Genomic DNA, 25,405 nt, shown 5'->3' on the forward strand with positions numbered 1-25,405 from the left:
CTTTAAAAATAGCTGTTTAAGTGTATAAAGTACTTATTCATCTAATTTTTAAAGTTTAGTACTTCAGCATGCTATTTTATATGTTAGCTCTTAGTGAAATTTATATCGATTTTACCTTTGCCAAGATCCGTTCCGCCCAGTCAGCGTAATAATTTACATCTTCTACCTCTTCCTTTTTTGAAGGATGATTAATTGTAGTTATTGCAGTAATACCTCTCATTTCAGATAGAAACTTTTTAGGCCAACTGAGTGATTGAAACAGTATTGAATTATTTAATATTTCTAAATCTGTCTCAATTAATCGTTGAGTTTTTTCTTCATATGGGAGTAATAAGGTAGAGATATTTTTTTTACCATCTGAAGTATCAATTTCACACAAATAAAATTGATGATTATTTTCTATGTTTAAAATTTTATAGACATAAAAGTAGCGTAATTGATTGTTTGCAAACTTATGCCCTCTGAAACGTTTATATTTTTTAAAAGGTGAGTTCTTTATTTCTTTGATTTTATATCCTTTTTTCTCAATTTGTTCCAGTAGTTTAATCAAGTCTTTATAAGTGACTCGCTCTAGTTGAATTTCTGATTCAGTTGTACATCCAGGCACTGTACCCTCTATATCTCCTTCTCCACCAGCAAATCCTTCTTCTTGATTTTGATCTTTATCCATTTGCTTTCGTCTTTTACGTACTACAGTTTTAGCAGGAGGTGTCTCTAAAGAAATTTTTAATTCTTCAATTGTATAAATTTCTCCAGGTAGGTTTCTTAGCTTGGCCAGTAGTTTATCGATATCTGCCTCAGCATTTTTATTCAATTTCTCTTTAGGTTGACTCGCTGGTTTTGGTTTGTTTGAACCTTGCCCTTGAGCATTTTTGACCTGTTGTATGATTTTTTTTGAAGTGAAATGAAATTGAATAGGGCGGTTGATAGCTGTATCAAGATTTTTGAAAGATGTAATGCGCTCAATTCTGTAAATACCTGTTTCTTTATCATAAATTCCATCTACCGTTAGATCAATATTTTTAAGATCAGGCACTTCCATGTCAAAATTAAAACTTTTAGCGCCTTTTTGATCAATAATTGTTTTCTGATAAATACTAAGGAAGGCTTTATTTAAATCAGGCTGTAATAAAATTAAAGCGAGCTTCTTCAAAAAATGAGGATCAGAGACATCTGCGTTCATAATTTTTTTGTTTTTTGCTATATTAATATGAATAGCCTTTTCATCATTTCTATCCACTAAAACATCGGTTGAATAATTTTCTGCAAAAAGTGCCGCCCGAATTAAATAAGGATGAGAGAAAAATAAATCGCGGGCCAAGATAAGCTTAGGTATTTGAATAGTAATATTTTTCTTTAAAACTGTTGAGTAGTAATTAAATTCAAAACATATCCGGCCTTCATGTATTTTTTGATCCTCACCCTCCGGTAAAATAATAGTTCTAAATGTTGTGAAATTTACATGTTCAAGTGTGTGAGTGAATAATTTTGTAGGAGAGGCATCAATTTGGGTTCTATAGCGGTATAGAAGAACACTCTCAATCGGTAATTTAAGTTGAATAGGACGGTTAATAATAGGGTTAAACAAATGAGTATCAATATCAAACCGAGTTTGACCGCGTCGACTAATTTTTGTCGCAGTATAGTAAATCATCTCTTTTGGTAAAAAGTCGGTTGAACAATCACTCATTTTTTATTTCTTCCCAAATATTATTAAAAAATCGACGTGCTTCTGGCGTTAATCGCTGCTCACTTAATCCTGATACACGTAAAAAAACACTCGGTGGATAGTATTTATTCTCAGTTTGTTGACGAATATATGTTCGTGTCAGACGACGTATTTGATAACAATCCACCGACTCAGCGTAGCGCTCCAAAAATGCTTTGGTCAACGGCAGAAAATGCCAGTTTTTTTCAATTAGGCTGACATGCCCGAGTTGTTTAATTAAAAACTTTTTGGTCCATTGTGGGGAGTCTAAGTCTTCTAATAATTCATCACGTATTTTAATCAATTGTTTCATAAACTGACGATCCCGAATACTCCAATCGACACGTGGTTTGGGTAGAGAGAGTGGTGTCATGATAGCGGTTTGATTGATTTGTAACAGCCAATCTTTATGATTGCGATATAAACGTGCGTACAGTGCACCATCATGTTTACGAGCTAGTTTGACTGACATATCCTGAATCAATTGTATCCATTTCAGTTGATCATCTGACAGGACTTGGTAAGTCTTGTGTTTTACAGTGACAGGAATGGCTTGTTCCTCTATACCTACTGTCGCTAGATCCAAATACTGTTGGTATGTATAAATAGGACTTTGTTCGGGAACAAGTGCCTTTAATACGATGAGATGCTCAAGATAAGAAAATGCTTTACGATGTTTTCTACAGATATTCTTGAGCCAGCAGTTCTCAGAGCTCAGATCACCTAATTGATAATATTGAAGAAAACTTTCGCCCCAATAATCGACAACAAGCTGACGGACTTTTTCGTAATTGATATTTTTGCGATTTAATAGTAAATCTCTATCTTTTAAGAGAAGGAAATAAGTATCTGATAAAGTAGAAAAATCTTGCACACTAATGGATGTTGAATGAGCGAGTAGCTCTTCGATCAGTCCTGCAAGCTCGATATGATGATTTACGTCTTGAGGATTAAACACAAGCTGTGAAGAGTCTTTCAGTGCATTCAAATGAGCAAAATAGAATTTTCGGTCTATCCCATTACAAGACATAGAACTCACAGAAAGAGATTGCTGATGCCTTGTACAATATTCGTATCCAGTAATCTGCCAGCTGCGTTTCCAATAAACTTCACCGTATTGCTGCATCTGTTCTTGCCAGCAATGAGGGCAGAACCGGAAAAAACTCACAGCTTTGATCCGCGATGCATTTTTTCCTAATTTGGTATGCAGGGATTGATACTGCTCACCTCGCAATGCCTGCACAGCATAACGCATTACTGTATCAGGTTGAAATGGTTGGTAAATTGGTAACAGGGTGTGTTGGTTGATTAAAATAAGCGCATCATAGTGATCTGGTAAGTAACTGGCCACCCTGTCTAGATGAGAAGGTAAATCGTAAGTTGGTGTCAAGTTCCTATTATTGAATAATTCTTCAGTGAGATATTTTGGACTCAGAATCCCATTGTGAACAGCATAACGAGCAATCACACTGTAAATCAATTCATTTGGATATGGTGCTGGAAAATTTGAAATCATGATACCTTACCCTCCATTTTTTCTGCTTAATGCAAAATGGGACGGGTAGGATCAAACAAATAGTGAGATGATTTTAATAACTCATAAACATCTACTTCCTGTTCTTGTGCCTGACTGAAAAAAACTCGTAAGTCATTGGCTTCAGTACTTTTCCATTCCTCCGGCTTCATGACTTTACGAGATGTCCGTGGCTTCCTTGCCGGAGTCGTGGTTTGATGCTGTTTAAACTTATCTTCTGCTACAGGGCTGTCTAATACTTCCAGAATATGCTGGAGGAGTACCTGTAAGTTTTCGTTTGGATATTTTTTTAATGCAGAAGTGACATGCGGTTCTATTGTAGCGGCGGGATGACCTAATACTGTCAGCATACCTATTAAAGTAGAATAATGCGGTCCCAGATCTTTATGCTGTTTTTCTGTTTTTAATGCGGCTTTAAAACGGTGTTGTTCAACATACTCCTCAATTTGAACTTGAGGGATAGTGAGGTCAGAATACCGTGCAATACGTGCAGGATTGCCTGAACGCAGTGCATCTAGAATATCGTGGACTGGCTGCAATTGTTCTTCGTAGACTTTTTTAAATAATTCTGAGGTGATTTTTTCCAGACCGATGGTGATTGCATGAATTTGTACCAGACAGAACAACTTAACCACTAGATCCGGAATACCTTGCGTATAATAATACCAAGTGGCTCTTAATTCATCGGTCAGTTCAGCTGGTTGTTGAACCCACTGATACTGCCATAGCTTATTTGTAAAAGTATGCCATTCAGAAATAATCATTTGATCGGGAGTACTAGGATCGGGGGTAGGGGCTTCATTACGCATAGGTTCCCAGATTAAAGAGCCTAATCCTGCACTGCGTCTAGCTGATCTCAAGTCTTCTTGCAAAATTTCATTGGCTTTGGGTGTCCCAATCATCACGATCGGAATGGATGCGACATTCACCAAGGTTACAAAGAAATTAAGAATAATCTCGGCCCCACCAGATTTTTTTGTATTCAAATGCTGGATTTCATCAATGATTAAAAGTCCAATTGAATAGTTATTTGCGATGATTTTCATCTGCTGCAGCATGGCATTTACATTTAAGCGGCTTCTGGTAAAACGATGCTCGAAGTTAGTATCTCCTAATGCTAAATCTACTGCTCTAAAAAAGTTTGAGCATAAGTTTTTTAAAGAGCTGTCATGCGGGCAATCAATTTTAAGATAAACAATTTGCTTTAACCCCAGTTCTTTATGCTCAATCACTTGCGGATAATAACGCAAAATCTTGTTCATCGTGGTCGTTTTCCCACTCCCAGAACATCCTATAATAGACATACTAGTGGCTGTCGATTCTGGAGGAGCGTAGCGGTAAGAGCTTTCGTTTGAAGGTTCTAGTTGTTGAAAAGCCGCGTGCAAATGCCTGTGTCGATCACCATTATTGATGTTTCTACTCACATAACCTTGCCGGATCATGATAGAAATTTTTTGTTCAAGGGATAGATGTTTGGTGAGTGGTTGGAAAAAATCATGAGGCAGTTGAGCAATTAGATGAATTCTTTCTGGTTGAGGCAAAAAACGCTGCTCTGGAATAAATTTTAGTTTCCCTCGTAGGTGTTTAATAACCGACTTCGTGTCAAGAATGGGCGGTAATTGAGTAATGAGAGGATTATCCCCATAGATGTCTTCTATCGATGTGTTGACCGCGAGTTCATTATTATTCATTCTTCATCGTCCTCTTCAAATAATTGTCTCATTAAGTCTGGTTGACTGGTCAAATCCAGATTGCTGCTGTGAGATGGGGGTGTTGGAGGATTGTCTTGGTTGGGATGGATAGTCCGGATAGAATTGACGGACCTATTTTGGAGATGTTCCTCACGTTCCACCTGAATTGCTTCTTGTTTGTTCTGACGAATATCCCGAGTACGTTGTGCTTTAGAAAGTTGGTGAACTCCTGCTTGAGCCTGCCGGCTCTGTGCTGTGTGGATGATTTTGTCAGTAAAATCCTGCAATTCACTGATGGCTACGGACTTTAGTTGTGAATGTTGTTTTTCAACAGTTTTGATTGCTTTTTGAATTTGTTCAGCTTCCCACCAGGTCAGATGCTGATATTGACGTGAGGCATCACTTAAGTGCGCTTCCCAGTATTCCAACTTATTTTCATCAAAGAAAACATAAATGGTATTTACTGAGTATGGGTCAAAACCAATCCGCAACTTTTTCGGGCGGGATTTGGTCGTGTTACGAATAAACCAGCCTTGTTGATGCATTTCCAGACATTGATAGAGTAAGCCTTTGACTTTAAGTCCCTTGTCACTTAAGGAGGCGTCGGTCCTAGGTAACAAGCCAACATATAGTGATTTGTTATCCACTTGTCTTAACATCCCAGTACGGTGCTGTAGACCCCACTGCCAGAGCTTAAGGGGGATAGAAGGCAGGTCAGTCGGCATATCGGCACTACGATCATATTTCGTCAAAATATCAAAATTATTGCGTAAAAAGACGCAGCTTAAGATGATTTTTCTGAACTCTTCCAGAGTTAGACAAGCTTCTAGTCGATAATCATGTCCGCCTTTCTTTTTTTCCTTGAATCCAGAAACAACACCAATATTCTCGTAGGATTTAAAGCGTGACTGAATGAGTCCGAAAGCCCTCTCCACAATACCTTTGGCATCGCTTCGATACGGTGGCGCATTTTCAATACGAACAGAAAAGTTTTTTTCAAGAAGTTCAATTTGATAGCCAATTAGTTCACCGCGGTCTGCAAGTATGGCACCAGGTAAACCATAAATAGGCCAGTCTTCTGGTTGTATTTGCAAGCCATAACTCTGACAGAATGTCACTTTATCTTGGATTGCAACGCTGAGGCATTGTATGGCTGTATTAAAGGAACTGTTTTCCATGCCGACATAAAGCCCAGTAATCATCCGGCTGAATACATCGATAACAATATATACGGTAGGTCGGCCAATAATCTGTGATGGATCCCTTGATGATACAAGGTAGATGTCAGCGATTGTTGAATCTATCTCATAACGTGCACCAGGACCATTTGCTTGCTTGGTCGCTGTTGAAGTCAGAGGTTTGTGATCTTTCAGAGTTTTCTGATTCTTCAGAATTTCCTTGGAATTGTTCTTATTTCTATATCGCTTATTATAAAAATAATAGAATTGGGCATAGGTTGGAATATCTGCGGCTTGCACTTGATGAAAGTGCTTAGAAAATAAATTTTTAAACCGAAGATAAGTTTCGTTAATGGATTGTTTTTTGACAGGAACTAAATACTCTTCGATGGCTTTCTTAAAATATAATTCAACCTGTTCAGTGATATTCTTACCTTCATTCGATTCATAGATGCGTGGTCTGCCAATTTTTTTATCACCTATAGCTCTTTTTTGGCCTTTTCCACCTGAGTTTTCATAGTCCGGTACCAAAGCATTTATCGTTTGACCACGCTGCCAGTAGCGTCTTAGGAGTCGTAGAATTTTATTAATTGATACCTCTTTCTCTAGATGTATAGTTTTAATTTTTGCAGTCCTGATTTTTGTATTGATAAGAACTTGTTCATCATTAATTAAATCTTGAATAATTAAAAAGTTTTCATCTCTTTTTTTGAGTTGAATAGAATCTTCACTCAAGTTTAATCGTTTTAAGTATTCATAAGGATCTTGCGCTGGTATCAGGCTTTGATCATCTGAGAGAGTTTGAAGTTCCTTAGACAAAATGAGTTCAGGAAAAGCATTTTTATTATCAATCGCAATCCATACCGTATACTGCGGTAAGAATTTGAGTATTCGGTATTGTGTTGAATTCAAGATGTAAACTGAATTAATTAGTTGCATGGACTGTATTCTCATTCTGGAGCAAATTACTTGCATGAATATCAGAGAGTTTAAGCTCCAAATACGAAATTTCTAGATTAAATTGAAGTATTCGCAGTGCAAATAATTTTCTAAACAATGCGAGCGTCGCTCCGATACCCATTTTTTGAGTTTGGTCAGAATGCTTACAAAATTGGATTAATGAGCTTTGAGGGTACTGGCTAATTTCTTCCATAAAATAAACTGCTTGATCAATCATGTGATTTGTTATTTCAAGGTCATTTTTTTCTACATACAGCCATTTAATGTTCTCTAGTACCGTAGCAGGAATGTCTTTTTCAGTAATCAGTTTGAACGGCGTATTGTGCTCTTCTTCCCAGTAACGACGTTTAATTTCTAATGACTCAATAACATGAGCTTTATTCAGATCCTTGCTGTAAAGAGTGTCAAGGGCTATAGAAAACTTACCAAAATCAACTAAAAAATCTGAAGATAGGGTAAAAGGTATATAGTCAACCGATACTTTTTTCATTCGGAAACGAGAACAGATGGAGTTAAGATCATAGATATCCAAAGGATAATGTTCGCGAATATCTGTAACGTTCTGATTCCAGTCAAGCAGTAAAAAGGTAGATAGCTCTAGATCAGAAAATAAGTGATGAAGACGTTTACTCACGCGGCCTTGTACTCTGTGAGAGCGACCAATTGAACTGAAGTTTTGAACAGTTTTACAAGGTTTATAATCGCGTCCATGGCCCTGGCCATACCCTTCTGTTACTAATTCCTCATAGTTTTTTATAATTTTTGCCATACAGAAGACCTGTGGATTTTGGTGGATAATTAATCATATCTGAAGGAGGTTAATTTTGTATTTGGCAAAAAAATACAAACTTAAATATATTTACATACAAACAAAATTTTATAATTTTTATTTAATTATTTATTTAATTCAGCAACTTAATAATTAATATGGTATTTTAATACTCAATTGATGAGTTTAAAAAACGTTGATGATAGGCAAAAGTATTCAAATTACATCTTAGTAAACATCGTTGCATATTCTTATGTAAACCAACTGCATATTCAGACTCAAACCCGACCATTCATTCTGGTTCATAGTAAAATGCTTATTTTCTATTCCAAATATTTTAGAACAAAATATGTAAATTTGGATCTTAAAGTACTACCTTAATCTGCTATAATTTGTACATCATTATGATGTACAAATTGGTGGAAAATATGGCTAACTTAGCAACAGAACGAATCAATGTTCGTTCAACCGTAGATGCAAAGAATGTAATTGAGCAAGCTGCGAATTTATTGGGTCTTAGTGTGAGTTCCTTTATGATCCAATCCTCATTTGAACGAGCAAAAGAATTACTTAAATCTAATCACGAGTTAAAAGTAAATAATGCTGATCGTGATATGTTAATGAATTTGCTTGAAAATCCGCGCCCTGCAAATGATGAGATGAAAAATTTAATGAGTTTATTGGATGAAAATTGAGGTTTTACAAGCCCATCATCAGAAAAAATCATTTAATTGTGGGCAAGATGATTTAAATAAGTTCATAAAACAATACGCATCCCAACATCAGAAATCAGGAACAAGTAAAACCTATGTTGCTATTGATGATGATGCACAGGTGAGGGGGTTTTATTGTCTATCAAGTACCTCTATAGGATTTGATGGGGTTGATGCTGTTCTCATTAAACGATTACCTCGTTATCCCTTACCTTGTGTGGTTGTGGGGCGCTTTGCCGTTGATCAAGCTGCACAGGGGCAAGGAGTTGGAAAAGTACTTTTGGCACATGCTCTTAAACAAGTTTCAAAAGTTGCTCAAATTATTGGTGTTAATTTTGTTGTAATACATGCTAAGGATCAAAAAGCTATGGAGTTTTATCAGCGGTTTGGCTTTATCTCATTAACATCAAATCCATTAACATTAATATATCCAGTGAATGAAATACCTCATTTTAAATAAGGTGGGTTGCTAGTAACAGGAATAGCTAATAGATTTATTCAGAGTTTGCACATAGTTCCTTATCCCTTATTTTGCTTTATGACCAAATACTGCGTCTAATTATGGTAATTTAATTAAGTTTGTTTTATTTTTGATCATAAGTTGTTGATATATATTATTCATTGTTTTTCAATTTTAAAATTAAGTTTGTATTAGAATTTGGTATCCTGAATTTTAGATGAAATTAAGTTTGTATTAAGTATTGGATTCTTCCACTTTAAAATACGAATTCTTGCTCAGAAAGGCGAAGCATACTTTAAATAAAAATGAAATGTTTTCAAGATGAGGTCAAAAGGGATGCTTTTTGAATCTAGGGTGAGATTTTTATATATCTATATCTTTGAATATATTAGTAATAATTTTATATTTCTGGTGTGATTCTAATTTGAATTTATTTATATTAAAAACCCTGTAGACTTGGTGAAGAATCACTGGGTCTACAGGGTAGGGTTTTGTTCGTTTACTTCATTAATATCCAAACTTAAATAATTAAATCTAAACTTAATTATTTGGTACAAACTTAATTATACGAACACAGTTCCCCAGCCCTGATTCAATTTTAATTATTCTACCGTAACCGATTTTGCCAGATTACGTGGCTGATCGACATCTGTACCACGCAGCACTGCCACATGATAAGACAGTAACTGCACCGGGATGCTATATACAATCGGTGCCAGCACTGCATTGACTGCCGGAATATGTACCACATGCTGACGCTCTTTGGCTTTAATGCCGCTGTTTTCATCGGCAAAGACAAACAGTTCGCCACCACGTGCCTGAACTTCTTCCATATTGGATTTCAGCTTATCCAGCATGTCATCTTGCGGTGCCAGAATCACCACTGGCATGTCATTGTCAACCAATGCCAATGGCCCGTGTTTCAGTTCACCTGCAGCATAACCTTCAGCGTGAATATAGGAAATTTCTTTCAGCTTGAGTGCGCCTTCCAGTGCGATCGGGAAGTGGGTACCACGGCCCAGGAACAGGCAGTGCTGCTTCTCAACAAACAGCTCAGACAGACCTAAAATTTCATCATCATGACGCAAGGTATCTAGAATCACTTTAGGCATATGCCATAGCTCTGTGGTGATCTCCGTCATTTGTTCTGTAGAAATAGTATTTTTCACAAAACCGATTTTCAGTACCAACAGCATCAATGCAGCAAGCTGGGTGGTAAAGGCTTTGGTTGAAGCCACACCAATTTCAGGACCTGCCAGCGTCAACAGACTATGCTGAGTTTCACGCACCATCGAAGAGGTTGCTACGTTACAGATAGTCATCGTAGTGATGTCTAGCCCTTTGGCCGCCGCACGTTTCTGTGTATCACGTAATGCAGCCAAGGTATCGGCAGTTTCACCGGATTGGGAAATACACACATAGAGTGTGTGATTCACAATGACTGGCGTACGATAACGGAATTCGCTGGCAATCTCGACCTGACACGGCAGATCAATCAGCTGTTCAAACCAGTATTTGGCAATCATGCCGGCATGATAACTGGTACCACAGGCAATAATCTGGATTTGCTGGATTTTTGCGAAGTCCTGTTCTGCACTGGCAAGGAAGTCTTCGCGCAAGTCATTACCATTTAAGGCTTGGGAAATGGTCTGTTTGATCGCTTCAGGCTGCTCATAAATTTCTTTGAGCATATAGTGCTTGTATTCACCTTTAGACGCATTGCTGACCGCAGCATCCAGTTCCTTGACCGGACGATCAACCAGTTGACCATCGACAAAGACTTCAATTGTGGTACGGGTCAAACGGGCAATATCACCTTCTTCAAGATAAATAAAACGGTTGGTAATCGGGAGCAGAGCCAGCTGGTCAGAACTGATAAAGTTTTCACCAATACCGACACCAATGACGAGCGGAGAACCTTCACGTACGGTAATCAGTTCATCCGGATGATCAGTATGTAAGATACCGAGTGCATAGGCACCTTTCAGTTGCGGAACCACTTGGCGTACAGCTTCTAACAGGCTCGAGGTAGATTTCAGCGCATCATTGATCAGATGGGCAACCACTTCAGTATCGGTCTGTGAGGTAAACACATAACCCAAAGCTTCAAGATCATCTTTGAGTTCTTGGTAGTTTTCGATAATTCCGTTATGGACCACTGCCACATTTTCAGAAATATGCGGATGGGCATTTTCTTCAGTCGGTTTGCCATGAGTCGCCCAGCGTGTATGCGCGATACCGAGTGAACCGCTAATCTGTGATTCATTCACAGCTTGTTCAAGGTTTGCGACCTTACCGACACGGCGTTCGCGTAGAACTTGGCTGTTGTTAATCAGTGCCAAACCTGCTGAATCATAACCACGGTATTCCAGGCGTTTTAAGCCTTCGATCAAAATATTGGTAATGCTACGTTCTGCAATGCCACCAACGATACCACACATATTTGTTCCCCTTATTTCTTGATTTTTTGCGGACGTGGATAGTTTTCTTTGGCAAATTGCTTAGAGCGCTCTACTGCCAAACTATTGTCTTCCACATCACGGGTAATCGTTGAGCCTGCACCGACTGTGGCACCGTTGCCAATTCTCACAGGTGCAACCAATGAACTGTTCGAACCAATGAAGGCCTGATCACCAATAATCGTTTTAAATTTGTTTGCACCATCATAATTACAGGTAATAGTCCCTGCACCAATATTAGAACCGGCACCGATTTCAGCATCACCGAGATAGGTGAAGTGGTTGGCTTTAGAGCCTACGCCAATTGTGGTATTTTTCACTTCTACAAAGTTACCGATATGCACCTCGGCAGCAAGCTTCGCACCCGGACGCAGTCGTGCAAAAGGGCCAATCTGGGTATCTTCACCAACGATAGCATTGTCAAAAATGCTATAAGGCTGCACTTTAGTCCCAGCTGCAATTTTGGTATTTTTGATGATACAGCCGGCACCAATTTCAACATGGTCGCCCAGCTCGCAATCACCTTCGATAATCACGTTGATATCAATCTGTACATCTTGACCGACAGTTAAATTACCACGCAAATCAAAACGGCTCGGATCAATCAGATGCACACCTTGCTGCATCAGCTGTTTGGCCTGACATGCCTGAAACTGACGTTCTAATGCTGCCAGTTGCACACGGTCATTTACGCCTTCAACTTCAAAGGCTTGTTCAGGTTCTACCGAAGCAACCTGCATACCATCGGCCAGAGCCATCGCCACAATATCGGTCAGGTAGTATTCACCCTGAACATTCTCATTGCTTAAATTTGGCAGCCATTGATGCAACTTGGCATTGCTGACCGCATAAATGCCAGTATTAATTTCTTGGATCTGACGTTGCTCGTTCGTTGCATCTTTATGTTCAACAATGGCCTGAATCTGACCATTTTTACGCACGATGCGACCATAACCATTGGCATCTGGCAAGGTGAGCGTGACCAGACCAATGCCAGTTTCTGCAGTGGCATCGAGTAATTTTTGCAAGGTGAGCGGGTTAATACAGGGTACATCACCAGAAAGAATCAACGATACGCCGTCTTGGGGCAGGACAGGTAAAGTCATTTGTACGGCATGACCGGTACCCAGCTGTTCGCTCTGTTCAACCCATTTAATTTTTTGCGCTGTAAAAGCAGCTTGAACCTGCTCGCCACCGTGCCCGTAAATGGTAATAATATTATCTGCGTTTAATTTTTTTGCTGTGTCAATGACATGACCCAGTAAAGGACGTCCTGCAAGCGGTTGTAATACTTTCGGTAAGCTTGAACGCATGCGCGTGCCTTTACCTGCAGCAAGAATAATAACAGTCGTTGACATGTTCTAATCCTAAATATGGCTTATGCCACGGTGAAGTAAAAATAAATCAAAATACAAAGAGCCGCCCACAGGCCAGCAATGATGTCATCCAGCATGATGCCAAAACCGCCGTCGACCTGACGGTCAATGACCCGAATCGGCCACGGTTTCCAGATATCAAATAATCTGAATAGCGCAAAACCGACCAGCAGCCAGAGAAAGTTCATCTGGCCGAGATAGATCAGGGGTAAAAATGTGATGGATTGTCCGGCGAATTCATCCCAGACAATACGGCCATCATCATGAACGCCCATGACCTTGGCAGTATGCCCGCAGATATATATGCCAATCAGGGACATGATGGCAATGGCAAAAAGACTGTTTAGAAAATCAAGATGCAGCCAAATCGGGATAAATAAAAGTGCAAAGGCCGAACCAAAGGTCCCCGGTGCTTTAGGCATCAGTCCTGAGCCGAAGCCAACGCCAATAAACACAATCAGTCGGTCGGTCCATGACATGGCTTTAAAATTGATCGCAGGTTTATGCAAAATGTTGATACCCATTAAATTGAAGCAAATGATCTACGCCATCTTTTTCAAAAGTTAAGCCGTGCTGCTGCTGAATTGTGCCGACTATACTAATCGAAACATCAAGTTGTTTTTGCAATAATTTTTCGTAATTTTGCGGGCTTATTGTAAAACATAATTCATAGTCATCACCACCTGCCAGTGCATACTGCCATTTTTGTGCCTCGCTTAAGGCCTGCAGGGCAGGACTGATCGGTAAGTGTTCCAGTTGTAGCTTGGCACCGACTTGCGAGGCTTTGAGAATATGTCCAAGATCTTGGGCCAAACCATCCGAGACATCAATCATGCTATGTGCCAGACCTTTTAAGGAGGCACCGAGCTGACAACGTGGCGTCGGATAGTCCAGACGTTTCTGTAGCGGATGACCTAAATGATTTAAGGCAAAAGCAGCATCGCCGACAGTTCCACTGACACAGATCAGATCACCTGGTTTTGCACCTGAGCGTGGCACCGCTTGGCCAATATCGACCCAGCCTAAGGCTGTCACAGATAAAGTGAGATGCGGACTTTGGGTGGTATCACCCCCGATTAAACTCACGCCAAATTGATCGCAGCAATCATACAAACCCTGACTAAAGGCTTTGAGCCAGTCATGATCAATTTGGGGTAGGCTCAATGCCAGAAGAATACTATGCGGTTTTGCACCCATCGCGGCAATATCGGAAAGATTAACAGCAACCGATTTCCAGCCAATGGCATGCGGATTTGTATCGAGAGGAAAGTGTCGTCCAGCAACCAGTGTATCGGCACAGATGACCAGTTGTTGCTGAGGCGGAGGGGTGAGCAAGGCTGAATCGTCACCGACGCCCAGATCGACAGAATTGGCATTCTTGCGATTGAAATAGGTGTCGATAATCGAAAATTCAGCCATACAACGAATCTACGCTATTAGTTAGACTGCTGTTTTTCTGCTGCACGCAAAGTTGTCGCTAAACGATCCAATACACCATTGATGTATTTATGGCTATCGGCACCGCCAAAATGTTTAGCCAGCTCGATCGCTTCATCTAGAACCACGCGATATGGAATCTCAAGATGTTCTTTGAGTTCATATGCACCAAGACGAAGGGTCGCAAGTTCAACACCATCCAGTGCTGAAAGTTCGCGATCGAGTACCGGGATTAAGAGCGCATCCAATGCTTCATGATTGGCAACCACTTGAGTCAACAATTCATGATAATAGCTCAGATCCACTTTGTGCATGGCATTTTCCACACGCGTACGTGCTTCAATCTCATGCACCGGATTGTGGCTCATTTGCCATTCATAAATTCCTTGTACAGCAAAGCGACGTGCTTTACGTTTTGCTGCATAAGTTGCTTGAAGTGTTTGCGACATAGCGTTAAATAGCCTTTAACAAGTTAACCATTTCAATCGCAGTCAGGGCAGCTTCGCTACCTTTATTGCCTGCTTTTGTTCCAGAGCGTTCAATCGCTTGTTCAATACTGTCCGTAGTGAGTACACCGTTAATGACAGGTAAGCCAGTGTCCAGGCCAACCACGCCTAAACCTTTGGCACATTCGCCTGCAACGAAATCGAAGTGAGGCGTGCTACCACGAATCACGGCGCCAAGCGCGATGATGGCATCGAAACGATCTGAAGTTGCCAGTTTTTTCGCAACTACAGGAAGTTCCCAGGCACCAGGGGCATGAACAACAGTGATATTATCCTCTGATACACCATGACGTTTCAATGTATCAATGGCACCTTCTAACAGATGTTCAACCACAAAGCTGTTAAAACGACCAACTAAAATCGCATAACGGTCTTCGTTCGCGAGATGTAACATACCTTCAATACGGCGAACTGCCATAGCAACCTCGATGATTTCTTAAGATGTTTGTTGTGCGGTGATGTATTCCACCACTTCTAAGTTAAAGCCTGATAGTGCATTGAAGCGCAATGGAGAGCTGAGCAGCTTCATTTTTTCAACGCCTAGATCACGCAAAATTTGTGCACCGACACCAATGGTCTGATACTGCTGAGACAGTGCAGAATTTGATTTTACATTTTTTGGTGTATTTAAGGTATCTAAAGCTGGACCCAAATCCTGTAAATGACGTTGCCCAATCCAGACCAGTACACCACGATCACTATTGGAAATTTCTTTTAATGCACGGTCTAAATTCCAGGCCGGTTCGCCGTCCTGTTTTTTCAGTTTGAGCAAATCACGGGTCGGATTAAAACCATGTACACGAACGGTGGTCACGCCTTGTTTAGGCTCGCCTTTGACCAGGGCCAAATGAATATCCGGGTTGCCCAGTTCACGATAACGATATAAATCAAATGTGCCGTATTCGGTGTCGAGTTTTTGATGATCGAGACGCTCAACCGTTTGCTCATTGGTCATGCGGTAATGAATCAGGTCGGCAATGGTGCCAATTTTCAAACCATGCTTTTCAGCAAAAACTTCAAGATCCGGACGGCGCGCCATGGTGCCATCTTCATTGATGATTTCACAAATCACCGAAGCCGGTTCCAGTCCTGCTAAACGAGAAAGATCACAACCTGCCTCGGTATGCCCGGCACGGTGCAATACGCCACCCGGCTGCGCCATCAGCGGGAAGATGTGTCCTGGCTGTACAATATCTGCCGGTTTGGCATGAGCAGCCACCGCAGTTTGAATCGTGTGCGCACGTTCAGCCGGTGAGATCCCGGTAGAAATACCTTTGGCTGCTTCAATTGACAGGGTAAAATTGGTTCCATGCTGGGCACCGTTTGCATCGACCATCAAAGGCAGATTCAACTGCTGGCAACGCTCTTTGCTTAAAGTCAGGCAGACCAGACCACGTGCATGGGTGATCATGAAGTTGATGTCTTCAGGACGTACGTGCGTGGCAGCAATCACTAAGTCGCCTTCATTTTCACGATCTTCATCATCCATCAGGATGACCATTTTTCCTGCACGGATATCTGCTACAAGCTCTTCAACAGTATTGAGCGGCATCAACCTTCACCTTCTTTTTTGATCTTGATCAGACCGAATCATGACATTATTGGGTACATAGTCTAACGCTTTTTAAGCAATTTTGCCTATGCTTATTAGTTTCCCTATAGTGGTTCAATGTTATACACAGTCTTGGGAATCATGAAAAGCCGACTTTAAATGAAAGCCAGGGCTTTATGCAGGTTTTTTGAACAGTCAAAATGCATAAAAAATGAAAAACTTAGGCGAAGTCCTTCTAAGTTAAAGTATTAATTTGTTTTTTATACAGTTTTATTCCTGTTTTTGTGATTTTCAGATTTTTATTTTGCTGGTCAACGATCAAGAGCAGAAAAATTTACCAGATATTAAAAAACTTGAATAAAACAAAAAAGCGAACCGCAGTTCGCTTTTGAGAAAATTCATACTTAGAAGAAACCAGCCGGTTTGGTTGAATAACTCACCAGCAGGTTTTTGGTCTGTTGATAATGATCCAGCATCATTCTGTGATTCTCACGGCCAATCCCTGATTTTTTATAGCCACCGAAAGCCGCATGTGCAGGATAAATATGATAACAGTTGGTCCAGACCCGACCCGCTTGAATCGCGCGTCCTGCACGGTAAGAGGTGTGTGCTGAACGTGACCAGACGCCTGCTCCTAAACCATAAATGGTGTCATTGGCGATTTTAATGGCATCATCAAAGTCCTTAAATGTCGCCACCGCCAGCACCGGCCCGAAGATTTCATCCTGAAAGGTTTTCATGTCATTGGTGCCTTTGAAAATGGTCGGTTCAATATAAAAACCTTGTCCCACTTCCTGACGTGCTTCACCGCCGGTCAGAATTTGCGCACCCTCTTCGCGGCCAGTGGCAATACAGCCTAAGATTTTATCCTGCTGTTCCTGCGAAGCTTGTGCGCCAATCATGGTGTCGGTATCGAGTGGATGACCGGTTTTAATGCGTTGTACCCGTTCTACCGCACGCGCCAGAAACTCATCGGCAATACTTTCCTGCACCAAGGCACGAGAAGGACAGGTACAGATTTCACCCTGATTCAGAGCAAACATGGCAAAGCCTTCCAGTGCCTTGTCCAGATAATCATCTTCCTGATCCATAATGTCGGCAAAGAACAGGTTCGGTGACTTTCCGCCAAGTTCCAGTGTTACCGGAATAATATTCTCGGTGGCGTATTGCATGATTTGCTGACCGACTGCGGTTGAACCGGTAAAGGCAATCTTGGCAATGCGCGGATTGGTCGCGAGTGGACGACCGACTTCGATACCATAACCATTGACAATATTCAGTACACCCGGCGGCAAAATGTCCTGAATCAGTTCAGCTAAAACTAAAATGCTGACCGGGGTTTGTTCCGCAGGTTTCAGCACGATACAGTTGCCTGCTGCCAAGGCAGGTGCGAGTTTCCAGGCCGCCATCAGGATCGGGAAGTTCCACGGAATGATCTGACCCACCACACCCAATGGTTCATGGAAATGGTAGGCAATGGTATCTTCATCAATCTCGGAAATGCCGCCTTCCTGAGCGCGGATACAGCCGGCAAAATAACGGAAATGATCAATACATAGCGGAATATCGGCCGCTAAGGTTTCACGGATCGGCTTGCCGTTGTCCCAGGTTTCTGCCACCGCCAGCAGTTCCAGATTTTGTTCCAGACGATCTGCAATTTTTAGCAGGATATTGGAACGGGTGGTGGCTGAGGATGTATTCCACTGTGCTTTGGCCTTGTGCGCTGCATCCAAGGCCAACTCAATGTCTTCTACAGAAGAGCGCGGCACTTTGGTAAAGACTTTGCCATCTACCGGAGAGATATTGTCAAAGTATTCGCCTTTAACTGGAGCGACCCATTCGCCGCCAATGAAGTTGTCGTATTGGGCTTTAAATTGAATTTTTGCACCGTCAGTATTGGGGTCTGCATAACGCATAATCTATTCCTTTATATGATTGTTATTGGTACACGCTGACCCTATTTTCTCAATTGAAAATGCTACAGTTTCAGCAGTCAGCTCTACTATAAAGAGGGAAAAAGACAGGTGGTGCTTTGATTACACGCTTGCTACAAAAGACAACATTTGGAATATGAAGTATAGGAATTAAATTTTATATTTAATCGAAGCTTATCCTAAGAAATAAGCATTTAACTGGCGCTTAAAAAAATCGAAGGATTCATGTATTTCTGATGGTTGCGGATTACATTCAAGAGGGCTATTTTATTCAATCAAAACACTTAACAGAAAACAGGAGCCTAAAATAATCTTTCCTGTTTGCCAGCATTATAGTCCTTTGCTGTTGAGCCATTGAAACAGCTGCTGATAAACCTGTTCACGTACAGATTTGTCTGAAAGTACCAGATCGTGTAAACCATTCTGAATGCTTTGAACCGTGACATCAGCTTTGATTTTTTTGGCATATTTCTGAATGTCTTTAACTCCCAAAATCACATCACTAGTTTGCGCTGCCTTGCCCCATTTTTTGGGATATAAAGTCTGATGCGAATGCATGACCAGAACCGGAATATCGAGTTCGATGCCGCGATGAATTTCTTTTTGTGCTTCATAGATGGCACGAATAAAACTGATCCGTACCCTTGGATAGCGGGTCTTTTTCCAGTCCAGACTGAAGTCCCATTCCCCTTTTAAATCCTTGTGCAGACTGGTGGCATACCATTTATTTAACTCACTCGGAAATTTAAGGTCGGGAAAATTTTTTGCCAGTTTGCTTAACTGCGGGATGCCGAGCGCACGTTTTATCGGATTCATATTAAAGTTATAAAATGGACTGTTGACCCAGAGTGCTTTGATTAACCGATGATTAGGGTGATGTGCCGCGTACAATGTGGTGATGAGGCCGCCGGTAGAATGACCACAGAGCAGGGCAGCATCATGGCCCTCGCTTGCGATAATATCCAGTGCCTGGCTAATTTCTGCATCATATTCAGACAGCTCATGCACATTATAATAGTTCTGATGCGGCAGAATCGAACGGCCATATTTTCTTAAATCCAGCGCATAAAAATCAAAACCCTGCTGATTAAAGCGTTCCGCCATTTCAGTCTGAAAAAAATAATCAATAAATCCGTGAATATACAAAACTGCTTTAGGAGTAGGCTGCGCTGCTTTTTTACGTATCAGGGTTGCTACAACTTTGCCCTCATAGTCATCTGGAAAGCTCAAGGTGGCTTGCTCATAGCCGATGCCTAAAATATCAGCTTGATAAAGGGGCTGGAATTCACTCATTTTTATACTCATTTATATTATTGAATTTATACTTTATCCTTGATGAGCTTTGACTTTTTGTCAAATCAATCTTCTGCCTTAGCAGTATGAAAAAGATCAACACTATATAAATAGGCCATAACCCATTTTAAATCAGTGAGATTTTAAAATAGAACAAGCATTTTTGATGGATAAAAGAAATTTATTACAAAATTAACCAAAATCTCTCCTATCACGCTACGTTATCAGATTATAAAATCCTGCTAAAAGTATTATCAATTTACTAAATACCCCAAAAGGCTAAAATCAGGATAGGCTATATAAAATAACGATAGTGATGTCATTGTTTTCGGCGAAGTGCCGAGGATTGATTAGAAGAGTTAAATAATGCCCAGAGAAAATTTGAACAGTAAACGCCCTTTATATATTCCTTATGCCGGAAATACCTTATTAGAACTCCCGTTACTCAATAAAGGTTCTGCATTTACTGAAGAAGAGCGTAGAAGCTTTAATTTGCATGGTTTAATTCCTCATGTGACCGAGACCATCGAGGAACAGAGTCAGCGCTCTTATCAGCAATATTGTGCTTTTAATAGTGATATCAACAAGCATATTTATTTGCGTAATATCCAGGATACCAATGAAACCCTGTTTTATCACCTGATTGAAAATCACCTTAGCGAGATGATGCCGATTATTTATACCCCGACTGTAGGGGAGGCATGTCAGCGCTTTTCTGATATTTATCGCCGTCATCGCGGGATCTTTATTTCCTATCCGGATCGCGATCAGATCGAGCAGATTATTCACAATATTAATAAAAAGAACGTGAAAGTGATTGTGATTACCGATGGCGAACGCATTTTGGGTTTAGGCGATCAGGGGATTGGCGGAATGGGGATTCCGATTGGTAAATTGGCGCTCTATACTGCCTGTGGTGGAATCAGCCCAGCGTATACCTTACCGATCACTCTCGATGTCGGCACCAATAATCAGCAATTGCTGAATGATCCAATTTATATGGGCTGGCGTGAACCGCGGATCAGCGGCGATGAATACTATGCTTTTGTCGAAATGGTAATTCAGGCCATTCAGCAGCGCTGGCCGGATGCATTGATCCAGTTTGAAGACTTTGCGCAGAAAAATGCCATGCCTTTGCTGGAAAAATACCGTGATCGCATTTGCTGCTTTAATGATGATATTCAGGGAACCGCTGCGGTTTCGGTCGGAAGTTTAATTGCCGCTTCACGTGCAGCAGGCAAGCAGTTGAAAGATCAGGTGGTGGCATTTCTGGGGGCCGGTTCAGCTGGTTGCGGGATTGCGGAACAGATTGTTAAACAAATGATTGCGGAAGGCTTGAACGATAGCGAAGCACGTGCACGGATATTTATGGTTGACCGCTTTGGTCTGATCACTGAAAATCAGCCAAATTTACTGAATTTTCAGCGTAAATTAGCACAGCCTGCTGAACATGTAGAAAGCTGGGCAGATGCTGAAGCCATGATTTCATTAACAGATGTCGTGAAGCATGCCAAGCCAACAGTACTGATTGGGGTTTCGGGGCAACCGGGATTATTCACGCAGGAAGTGGTTGAAGCTATGGCTGAGAATAGCGTGCAGCCAATTATTTTCCCTTTATCCAATCCGACTTCACAGGTAGAAGCAGTACCGGCAGATATTTTGCAATGGACTAAGGGTAGAGCGCTGATTGCCACAGGTAGCCCCTTTGCACCGGTGAATTATCAGGAAAAAATCCATCATATTTCACAATGCAATAATTCTTATATTTTCCCCGGAATTGGGTTGGGGGTGATTGCTTCGGGTGCGAAGCGTGTTACAGATAATATGCTGATGGCTTCTAGTAATGCTCTGGCGGATTGTTCGCCTAAGTTGCAAGACCCACAAGCGGATTTATTGCCAAGTCTCGATCATTTGCAGTCTATTTCAAAGCAGATTGCATTAAAGGTAGCCCTTGCTGCCATTGAGGATGGGGTGGCGCCTAAAGTAAGTATTGAGGACTTGCAGTTAGCGATTGAGCATAATTTCTGGACACCGCAATATCGTGATTATCAGCGGGTCACTTTCTAATTTTAAATGAAGACAAACTCTGACTAAGCACTCGTTTTGGGCTGGTCAGCGTTTATTGGTTAAAATAGGCAATGCCTAAAAAAAGCCCCGATCTTTCGATCAGGGCTTTTTTGAATCTGGAGCGGGAAAGGAGACTCGAGCTCTCTGATTCCAATCTCGATAAAGTCGCTGAGATTTATTTTATTAAATAATATTAATTTTAAATATATGATTTAATGTAAAATATTTTACTGACTGGTATAATTTGATGATAAGAGAGGAGCCTGGGTCTACGGTTTCTGTTTTGCCTTTTGGCGTAAGACGTACAAATATAAGCTTTCTACTTTTTCACGTGCCCATGGTGTGGTACGCAAGAATCGCAATGATGATTTAACACTTGGGTCTATGCAAAAACATCTAATTTCAATTTTACGACTTAAACCTTCAAAGCCACCGTAGTAATCCAATAATTCATCCAAAATGTCAGCAAGTTTTTTGCCGTGTAAAGGGTCATTGGGGGTGTTCATAATAGATCAATCGTATTTTGGGTGACCATTATTATAACCTGAGCTAATTGGAAAACTAGAGCGTTTGAATGTAGGTAATGATGGACTGAATAACCATCAAAATTCTGGAGCACGCCCAGCAATCGGGTGAGGCATCATATATATGACTTGGTAATCCCATGTGCTGTGTAGGAAAGTTTTTTCTTAATGGGTCACCTTCTTAATGGGAGTAGGTACGAGGAGCGTTCTAAACCTTTACGGATCGCTTCAGCACTGTATTCAAAGGCAATTAATGGTCGACCTGTGATTGCTGTTGAGGAGACCAGTGTACCCCAAAGCCAATATTCATCCCATCAATTATAGTAAGCATTAAGTTTTTTGAGCGTGGATTTATTTCCAGATAAAGTCGTTCTTTACGAAGCCTCTCACATAAAACGCAACAACTTCTTCAGGTTTTTCTGAATCTTAAATCCATAATATTGGGTCTTATGTTCAGATGTGGCTATTAAGCCACAAAATAATGGAGTTATAAAATGTGTCGGTTGATCGGTGCAAAGGTGCTTTATTGGATGATTAGATCCTATTAGATTAAAGAAGTCTAATTAGACATTTACAATCTAATGGAATCTAATACAATCTATAGCAATAAAGAATCATTGCTGAGTAATTAAAATGAGTAGCATCTCCAATGACCCTTGGCATTTTCCACGTACAGAACTAGCTAAACAAATTTTAGGCATGTTTGAGACTGGACTAGCTAGTTCTCTGACTTTTTTTGCCCCACGCCGGATGGGGAAAACTGAATTTTTACGAAAAGATATTACGCCCTTAGCAGAACAGCTTGGATGGCGCGTTTTTTATTTCAGTTTTTTAGATGCAGGCCTGCATAGTGAAGGACAGTTTGTAAAAGCTCTTGATGAGTTTTCACAGCAAAATGGCTTGATTGGTAAAGCCAATCATTGGATTAAAAATATTGGCTCTTTAAGTACAGAGGTGGCAGGTGTAAAAGCCGAAGTGACTCTTGCACAAGGGCAAGTGAATTCCAGTATTTTATCTAGTATTACAAAACTGGCTCAGCAGGGTAAACCTATTTTATTGCTACTTGATGAGATTCAGGCTTTAGCTAGTTCAAAATATAAAACAACTATTGCCAGTTTGCGTACTGCTTTAGATATGCATAAAGAAACGATAAAGGTAATTTTTACTGGTTCAAGTCGAGAGGGCTTGAGACAAATGTTTTCTGTGAGTAGTGCTCCATTTTTTCATTATGGGCAGAATTTACCTTTTCCAAATCTAACAAAAGCATTTACAGATCATCTGGCAGATGTATTTAATCAAACAACAGGACGTAGTTTGGATAAAGAAATTTTATGGTGTGCTTTTTTAGATATGAAGCAAAGTCCTCAACTGGTGAGGTCATTGGTTGAGCGTTTAGCATTAAACCCAATGCTGGCTATAGATTTTGCAAAGGAACAGCTTATAGCCGATACAATGGGGCACCGTGACTTTTCAGGATTATGGGGAGAGTTTAAGTTATTAGAACAGCTGCTCTTAAAAGCCATAGCTGAATCACAAGTTGAACTTTATAGTATTCAATTTAGACAGCATCTTGCTGACTCCATCGGTGTAGACAGCATTGCAGTATCAAGTATTCAATCTGCCCTACGTTCTTTATCAAAAAAACAAATTATTTTTAAACCAGAAAATGGTACTTATGAAATCGAGGATGCTCTTTTTAAAGAATGGATTATGGATGAAGCATAAATTTTTTAATAATGGTCAGTACCCGGTAAAATACCTCGTTAAGAGGATTCATGATTCCTCATCTCCGAGAAGACCCTTCCATGGGTTGGTCATTAAGTCATCCTGATCTTCGATCGTGATTTTAATTTCATCATTCAATAATTGTCTGATTAAATGAACTTTATCATCTGGAATGAGCATCAGTTGAGCATTTAATCCTGCCGCGATAATTTCTAAGGTCTCTAATCGTGGATTGCCCTGACTTTCCAGTTTTTGGTACTGCTGTCTTGAAATGCCGGTAAGCGTCCGCTGAGCCCCACTTTTTCTAACTCATTAATACCGCGATAGTGTCCACTAAAATTTAAGTGGACACCTATTTATGGATTTAAAGACAGTTATAGACACTGCACCAACGCTAAAAAAGCCCCGTCGAACCTTCACGGCTGAATTTAAACATCAACTTATTCAGCAATGCCAGCAGCCAGATACATCGGTGGCTAAGGTCGCAATGCAACATCAGATCAATGCCAATCTGTTGCATAAATGGATTCGTCAGTCCAGATCAATGGTTCCATCATTAACAATCTCATCCATTCCACAGACCGACTTCCTTCCCGTCATTCTTCACCCGACGCCAGTCAAACAAGAAGCACCTCCGCCACCTGTGCCAGAGAAGAAAGCTACCGCTCATATCAGGATTCCATTACATGATGAACAAGGTTCCGTAAGGAATCAGATGATCGAAATCGAATGGCCGGTGGAGTCTGCAACTGAATTACTGCTTTTACTTCAGGGCTTGATCAAATGATCCGTATCGATGAAATCTGGTTGTCTACCCAGCCCATGGACATGCGTGCGGGTATGGATACGGCCATGGCGCAGATTATGAAAGCCTTTGGCTCAATCAAACCGCATTGCGCCTACCTGTTCTGTAATAAACGTGGTCATCGTATGAAAGTGCTGGTACATGATGGACTGGGCATCTGGCTGTGTGCCAGGCGGCTGGAACAGGGAAAATTCCACTGGGCTAAAGTTCACCAGGGTGAAAACGTAGCTCTCAGTCCAGAACAGTTACAGGCACTCATTCAGGGTTTGCCCTGGCAGCGCATTGGACGACAGCAAGTGGTAACAATGCTCTAAACTAGGCTGCTACATTCTGCTATTCTCCAAACGTTCTATTTCCTCTGCGTCATGACCTCAGGCATACTGCGGTCATGAAAATGCTGCCTGATTTAAGCCAACTGACCCATGAACAACTGCTGGAATTTACCCGGCAGTTGGCGATGCAGCATCAGTCTCTGGCACAATCAAATCAAGAATTAGAAAAATCAAACCAGCAATTGGATGCCAAAGTTCAGCATCTTTCTATTCTCAATCAAAAATACGAGCATGAACTGGCGCTGTTTAAAAAGCATAAATTCGGCAGTAAAAACGAACATCTCACCGCAAAACAAATCCATCTATGGGACGAAGCAGTCGAAGAGGATATCGCAGCCGTTGATCTGGAACTGGAACGGCTGAATGCAGATAAAACTGATGC

General features: G+C 40.8%; 21 protein-coding genes and 3 pseudogenes. 7 read left to right on the plus strand and 17 right to left on the minus strand.

What is annotated here, in order from left to right; genetic code table 11:
- Positions 1 to 100 precede the first annotated feature (100 nt).
- From GVV58_RS11165 to GVV58_RS11185, 5 genes are read right to left on the minus strand one after another with little or no spacing between them, the layout of a single operon-like run.
- Positions 101 to 1,690, minus strand: coding sequence for a Tn7-like element transposition protein TnsE (locus tag GVV58_RS11165; RefSeq protein WP_159516577.1), 1,590 nt, complete (start codon positions 1,688 to 1,690; stop codon positions 101 to 103).
- Positions 1,683 to 3,224, minus strand: a complete 1,542-nt coding sequence (locus GVV58_RS11170; protein ID WP_005268147.1) for a TnsD family Tn7-like transposition protein — start codon at positions 3,222 to 3,224, stop codon at positions 1,683 to 1,685. The genes GVV58_RS11165 and GVV58_RS11170 overlap by 8 nt, the downstream gene beginning before the upstream one ends.
- A gap of 26 nt (positions 3,225 to 3,250) precedes the next feature.
- Complete coding sequence (locus GVV58_RS11175; protein ID WP_159516578.1) at positions 3,251 to 4,933, minus strand: AAA family ATPase; 1,683 nt, start codon at positions 4,931 to 4,933, stop codon at positions 3,251 to 3,253.
- Complete coding sequence (locus GVV58_RS11180) at positions 4,930 to 7,050, minus strand: Mu transposase C-terminal domain-containing protein (protein ID WP_159516579.1); 2,121 nt, start codon at positions 7,048 to 7,050, stop codon at positions 4,930 to 4,932. The genes GVV58_RS11175 and GVV58_RS11180 overlap by 4 nt, the downstream gene beginning before the upstream one ends.
- Entirely contained in the window at positions 7,037 to 7,840 is an 804-nt protein-coding gene (locus GVV58_RS11185) for a heteromeric transposase endonuclease subunit TnsA (protein ID WP_060513852.1), read from the minus strand. Before GVV58_RS11185 ends, GVV58_RS11180 begins: the two co-directional genes overlap by 14 nt.
- A 428-nt stretch (positions 7,841 to 8,268) precedes the next feature.
- Here GVV58_RS11185 and GVV58_RS11190 point away from each other — a divergent pair, with 428 nt between their 5' ends.
- Entirely contained in the window at positions 8,269 to 8,535 is a 267-nt protein-coding gene (locus GVV58_RS11190; protein WP_039890759.1) for a DUF1778 domain-containing protein, read from the plus strand.
- Positions 8,525 to 9,013 carry a GNAT family N-acetyltransferase gene (locus GVV58_RS11195; RefSeq protein ID WP_159516580.1) on the plus strand — a complete coding sequence of 163 codons (489 nt, stop codon included), beginning with the start codon at positions 8,525 to 8,527 and terminating at the stop codon, positions 9,011 to 9,013. Before GVV58_RS11190 ends, GVV58_RS11195 begins: the two co-directional genes overlap by 11 nt.
- A gap of 602 nt (positions 9,014 to 9,615) precedes the next feature.
- Here the strand turns inward: GVV58_RS11195 and glmS are convergent.
- The 9 genes from glmS to GVV58_RS11240 form a co-directional block, all read right to left on the minus strand.
- Complete coding sequence (gene glmS, locus GVV58_RS11200; protein ID WP_159516581.1) at positions 9,616 to 11,454, minus strand: glutamine--fructose-6-phosphate transaminase (isomerizing); 1,839 nt, start codon at positions 11,452 to 11,454, stop codon at positions 9,616 to 9,618.
- 11 nt (positions 11,455 to 11,465) lie between these two features.
- Positions 11,466 to 12,830, minus strand: coding sequence for a bifunctional UDP-N-acetylglucosamine diphosphorylase/glucosamine-1-phosphate N-acetyltransferase GlmU (gene glmU / locus GVV58_RS11205; RefSeq protein WP_159516582.1), 1,365 nt, complete (start codon positions 12,828 to 12,830; stop codon positions 11,466 to 11,468).
- A 20-nt stretch (positions 12,831 to 12,850) separates the two neighbouring features.
- On the minus strand, positions 12,851 to 13,372 hold the full coding sequence (locus tag GVV58_RS11210; protein ID WP_159516583.1) for a phosphatidylglycerophosphatase A: 522 nt from the start codon (positions 13,370 to 13,372) through the stop codon (positions 12,851 to 12,853).
- On the minus strand, positions 13,350 to 14,267 hold the full coding sequence (gene thiL, locus GVV58_RS11215) for a thiamine-phosphate kinase (RefSeq protein WP_159516584.1): 918 nt from the start codon (positions 14,265 to 14,267) through the stop codon (positions 13,350 to 13,352). Before thiL ends, GVV58_RS11210 begins: the two co-directional genes overlap by 23 nt.
- 17 nt (positions 14,268 to 14,284) lie before the next feature.
- On the minus strand, positions 14,285 to 14,734 hold the full coding sequence (gene nusB / locus GVV58_RS11220) for a transcription antitermination factor NusB (RefSeq protein WP_004280924.1): 450 nt from the start codon (positions 14,732 to 14,734) through the stop codon (positions 14,285 to 14,287).
- A 4-nt stretch (positions 14,735 to 14,738) separates the two neighbouring features.
- A complete protein-coding gene (ribE, locus tag GVV58_RS11225; protein WP_044109358.1) occupies positions 14,739 to 15,209 on the minus strand; it encodes a 6,7-dimethyl-8-ribityllumazine synthase in 471 nt (156 codons plus the stop codon).
- Between the two features lie 18 nt (positions 15,210 to 15,227).
- Positions 15,228 to 16,343 (minus strand): bifunctional 3,4-dihydroxy-2-butanone-4-phosphate synthase/GTP cyclohydrolase II, encoded by a 1,116-nt coding sequence (ribBA, locus tag GVV58_RS11230; protein WP_004728811.1) that lies wholly within the window; start codon positions 16,341 to 16,343, stop codon positions 15,228 to 15,230.
- Positions 16,344 to 16,747: 404 nt separating this feature from the next.
- The gene (locus GVV58_RS11235) at positions 16,748 to 18,259 is read right to left on the minus strand and encodes an aldehyde dehydrogenase family protein (protein ID WP_005094691.1); all 1,512 of its coding nucleotides are present in this window, start codon (positions 18,257 to 18,259) and stop codon (positions 16,748 to 16,750) included.
- Between the two features lie 348 nt (positions 18,260 to 18,607).
- Entirely contained in the window at positions 18,608 to 19,570 is a 963-nt protein-coding gene (locus GVV58_RS11240) for an alpha/beta hydrolase (RefSeq protein ID WP_100535342.1), read from the minus strand.
- A gap of 366 nt (positions 19,571 to 19,936) precedes the next feature.
- Between GVV58_RS11240 and GVV58_RS11245 the strand changes: the two genes are divergently transcribed.
- A complete protein-coding gene (locus GVV58_RS11245; protein WP_159516585.1) occupies positions 19,937 to 21,637 on the plus strand; it encodes an NAD-dependent malic enzyme in 1,701 nt (566 codons plus the stop codon).
- A gap of 269 nt (positions 21,638 to 21,906) precedes the next feature.
- Here GVV58_RS11245 and GVV58_RS11250 read toward each other — a convergent pair whose 3' ends face one another.
- Together GVV58_RS11250 and GVV58_RS11255 are read right to left on the minus strand one after the other, a co-directional pair.
- Positions 21,907 to 22,143: a VF530 family protein gene (locus tag GVV58_RS11250; RefSeq protein ID WP_005173763.1), complete on the minus strand. Its 237-nt coding sequence runs from the start codon at positions 22,141 to 22,143 to the stop codon at positions 21,907 to 21,909.
- 115 nt (positions 22,144 to 22,258) lie between these two features.
- Positions 22,259 to 22,448, minus strand: a pseudogene (locus GVV58_RS11255) (type II toxin-antitoxin system HipA family toxin); the annotation flags it as partial.
- 346 nt (positions 22,449 to 22,794) lie between these two features.
- On the opposite strand from GVV58_RS11255, the gene GVV58_RS11260 reads away from it, so the two are divergent.
- Entirely contained in the window at positions 22,795 to 23,886 is a 1,092-nt protein-coding gene (locus GVV58_RS11260) for an ATP-binding protein (protein ID WP_074383713.1), read from the plus strand.
- Positions 23,887 to 23,934: 48 nt separating this feature from the next.
- On the opposite strand, the pseudogene GVV58_RS11265 reads toward GVV58_RS11260, so the two are convergent.
- Positions 23,935 to 24,174 (minus strand): annotated as a pseudogene (locus GVV58_RS11265) (transcriptional regulator); the annotation flags it as partial.
- 70 nt (positions 24,175 to 24,244) lie between these two features.
- On the opposite strand from GVV58_RS11265, the gene GVV58_RS11270 reads away from it, so the two are divergent.
- The 3 genes and pseudogenes from GVV58_RS11270 to GVV58_RS11280 form a co-directional block, all read left to right on the plus strand.
- On the plus strand, positions 24,245 to 24,673 hold the full coding sequence (locus tag GVV58_RS11270; protein ID WP_159516586.1) for a transposase: 429 nt from the start codon (positions 24,245 to 24,247) through the stop codon (positions 24,671 to 24,673).
- On the plus strand, positions 24,670 to 25,005 hold the full coding sequence (gene tnpB, locus GVV58_RS11275; protein WP_004783682.1) for an IS66 family insertion sequence element accessory protein TnpB: 336 nt from the start codon (positions 24,670 to 24,672) through the stop codon (positions 25,003 to 25,005). Before GVV58_RS11270 ends, tnpB begins: the two co-directional genes overlap by 4 nt.
- Positions 25,006 to 25,079: 74 nt before the next feature.
- A pseudogene (locus GVV58_RS11280) lies at positions 25,080 to 25,405 on the plus strand (IS66 family transposase); the annotation flags it as partial.

Source organism: Acinetobacter sp. 18QD2AZ41W (assembly GCF_009829025.1).
Lineage (GTDB): Bacteria > Pseudomonadota > Gammaproteobacteria > Pseudomonadales > Moraxellaceae > Acinetobacter > Acinetobacter pseudolwoffii.

Coding starts and splice junctions, on each gene's coding strand:
- GVV58_RS11165 (WP_159516577.1), bottom strand. CDS start 1,690: ATGAGTGATTGTTCAACCGACTTTTTACCAAAAGAGATGATTTACTAT.
- GVV58_RS11170 (WP_005268147.1), bottom strand. CDS start 3,224: ATGATTTCAAATTTTCCAGCACCATATCCAAATGAATTGATTTACAGT.
- GVV58_RS11175 (WP_159516578.1), bottom strand. CDS start 4,933: ATGAATAATAATGAACTCGCGGTCAACACATCGATAGAAGACATCTAT.
- GVV58_RS11180 (WP_159516579.1), bottom strand. CDS start 7,050: ATGCAACTAATTAATTCAGTTTACATCTTGAATTCAACACAATACCGA.
- GVV58_RS11185 (WP_060513852.1), bottom strand. CDS start 7,840: ATGGCAAAAATTATAAAAAACTATGAGGAATTAGTAACAGAAGGGTAT.
- GVV58_RS11190 (WP_039890759.1), top strand. CDS start 8,269: ATGGCTAACTTAGCAACAGAACGAATCAATGTTCGTTCAACCGTAGAT.
- GVV58_RS11195 (WP_159516580.1), top strand. CDS start 8,525: ATGAAAATTGAGGTTTTACAAGCCCATCATCAGAAAAAATCATTTAAT.
- glmS (WP_159516581.1), bottom strand. CDS start 11,454: ATGTGTGGTATCGTTGGTGGCATTGCAGAACGTAGCATTACCAATATT.
- glmU (WP_159516582.1), bottom strand. CDS start 12,830: ATGTCAACGACTGTTATTATTCTTGCTGCAGGTAAAGGCACGCGCATG.
- GVV58_RS11210 (WP_159516583.1), bottom strand. CDS start 13,372: ATGGGTATCAACATTTTGCATAAACCTGCGATCAATTTTAAAGCCATG.
- thiL (WP_159516584.1), bottom strand. CDS start 14,267: ATGGCTGAATTTTCGATTATCGACACCTATTTCAATCGCAAGAATGCC.
- nusB (WP_004280924.1), bottom strand. CDS start 14,734: ATGTCGCAAACACTTCAAGCAACTTATGCAGCAAAACGTAAAGCACGT.
- ribE (WP_044109358.1), bottom strand. CDS start 15,209: ATGGCAGTTCGCCGTATTGAAGGTATGTTACATCTCGCGAACGAAGAC.
- ribBA (WP_004728811.1), bottom strand. CDS start 16,343: ATGCCGCTCAATACTGTTGAAGAGCTTGTAGCAGATATCCGTGCAGGA.
- GVV58_RS11235 (WP_005094691.1), bottom strand. CDS start 18,259: ATGCGTTATGCAGACCCCAATACTGACGGTGCAAAAATTCAATTTAAA.
- GVV58_RS11240 (WP_100535342.1), bottom strand. CDS start 19,570: ATGAGTGAATTCCAGCCCCTTTATCAAGCTGATATTTTAGGCATCGGC.
- GVV58_RS11245 (WP_159516585.1), top strand. CDS start 19,937: ATGCCCAGAGAAAATTTGAACAGTAAACGCCCTTTATATATTCCTTAT.
- GVV58_RS11250 (WP_005173763.1), bottom strand. CDS start 22,143: ATGAACACCCCCAATGACCCTTTACACGGCAAAAAACTTGCTGACATT.
- GVV58_RS11260 (WP_074383713.1), top strand. CDS start 22,795: ATGAGTAGCATCTCCAATGACCCTTGGCATTTTCCACGTACAGAACTA.
- GVV58_RS11270 (WP_159516586.1), top strand. CDS start 24,245: ATGGATTTAAAGACAGTTATAGACACTGCACCAACGCTAAAAAAGCCC.
- tnpB (WP_004783682.1), top strand. CDS start 24,670: ATGATCCGTATCGATGAAATCTGGTTGTCTACCCAGCCCATGGACATG.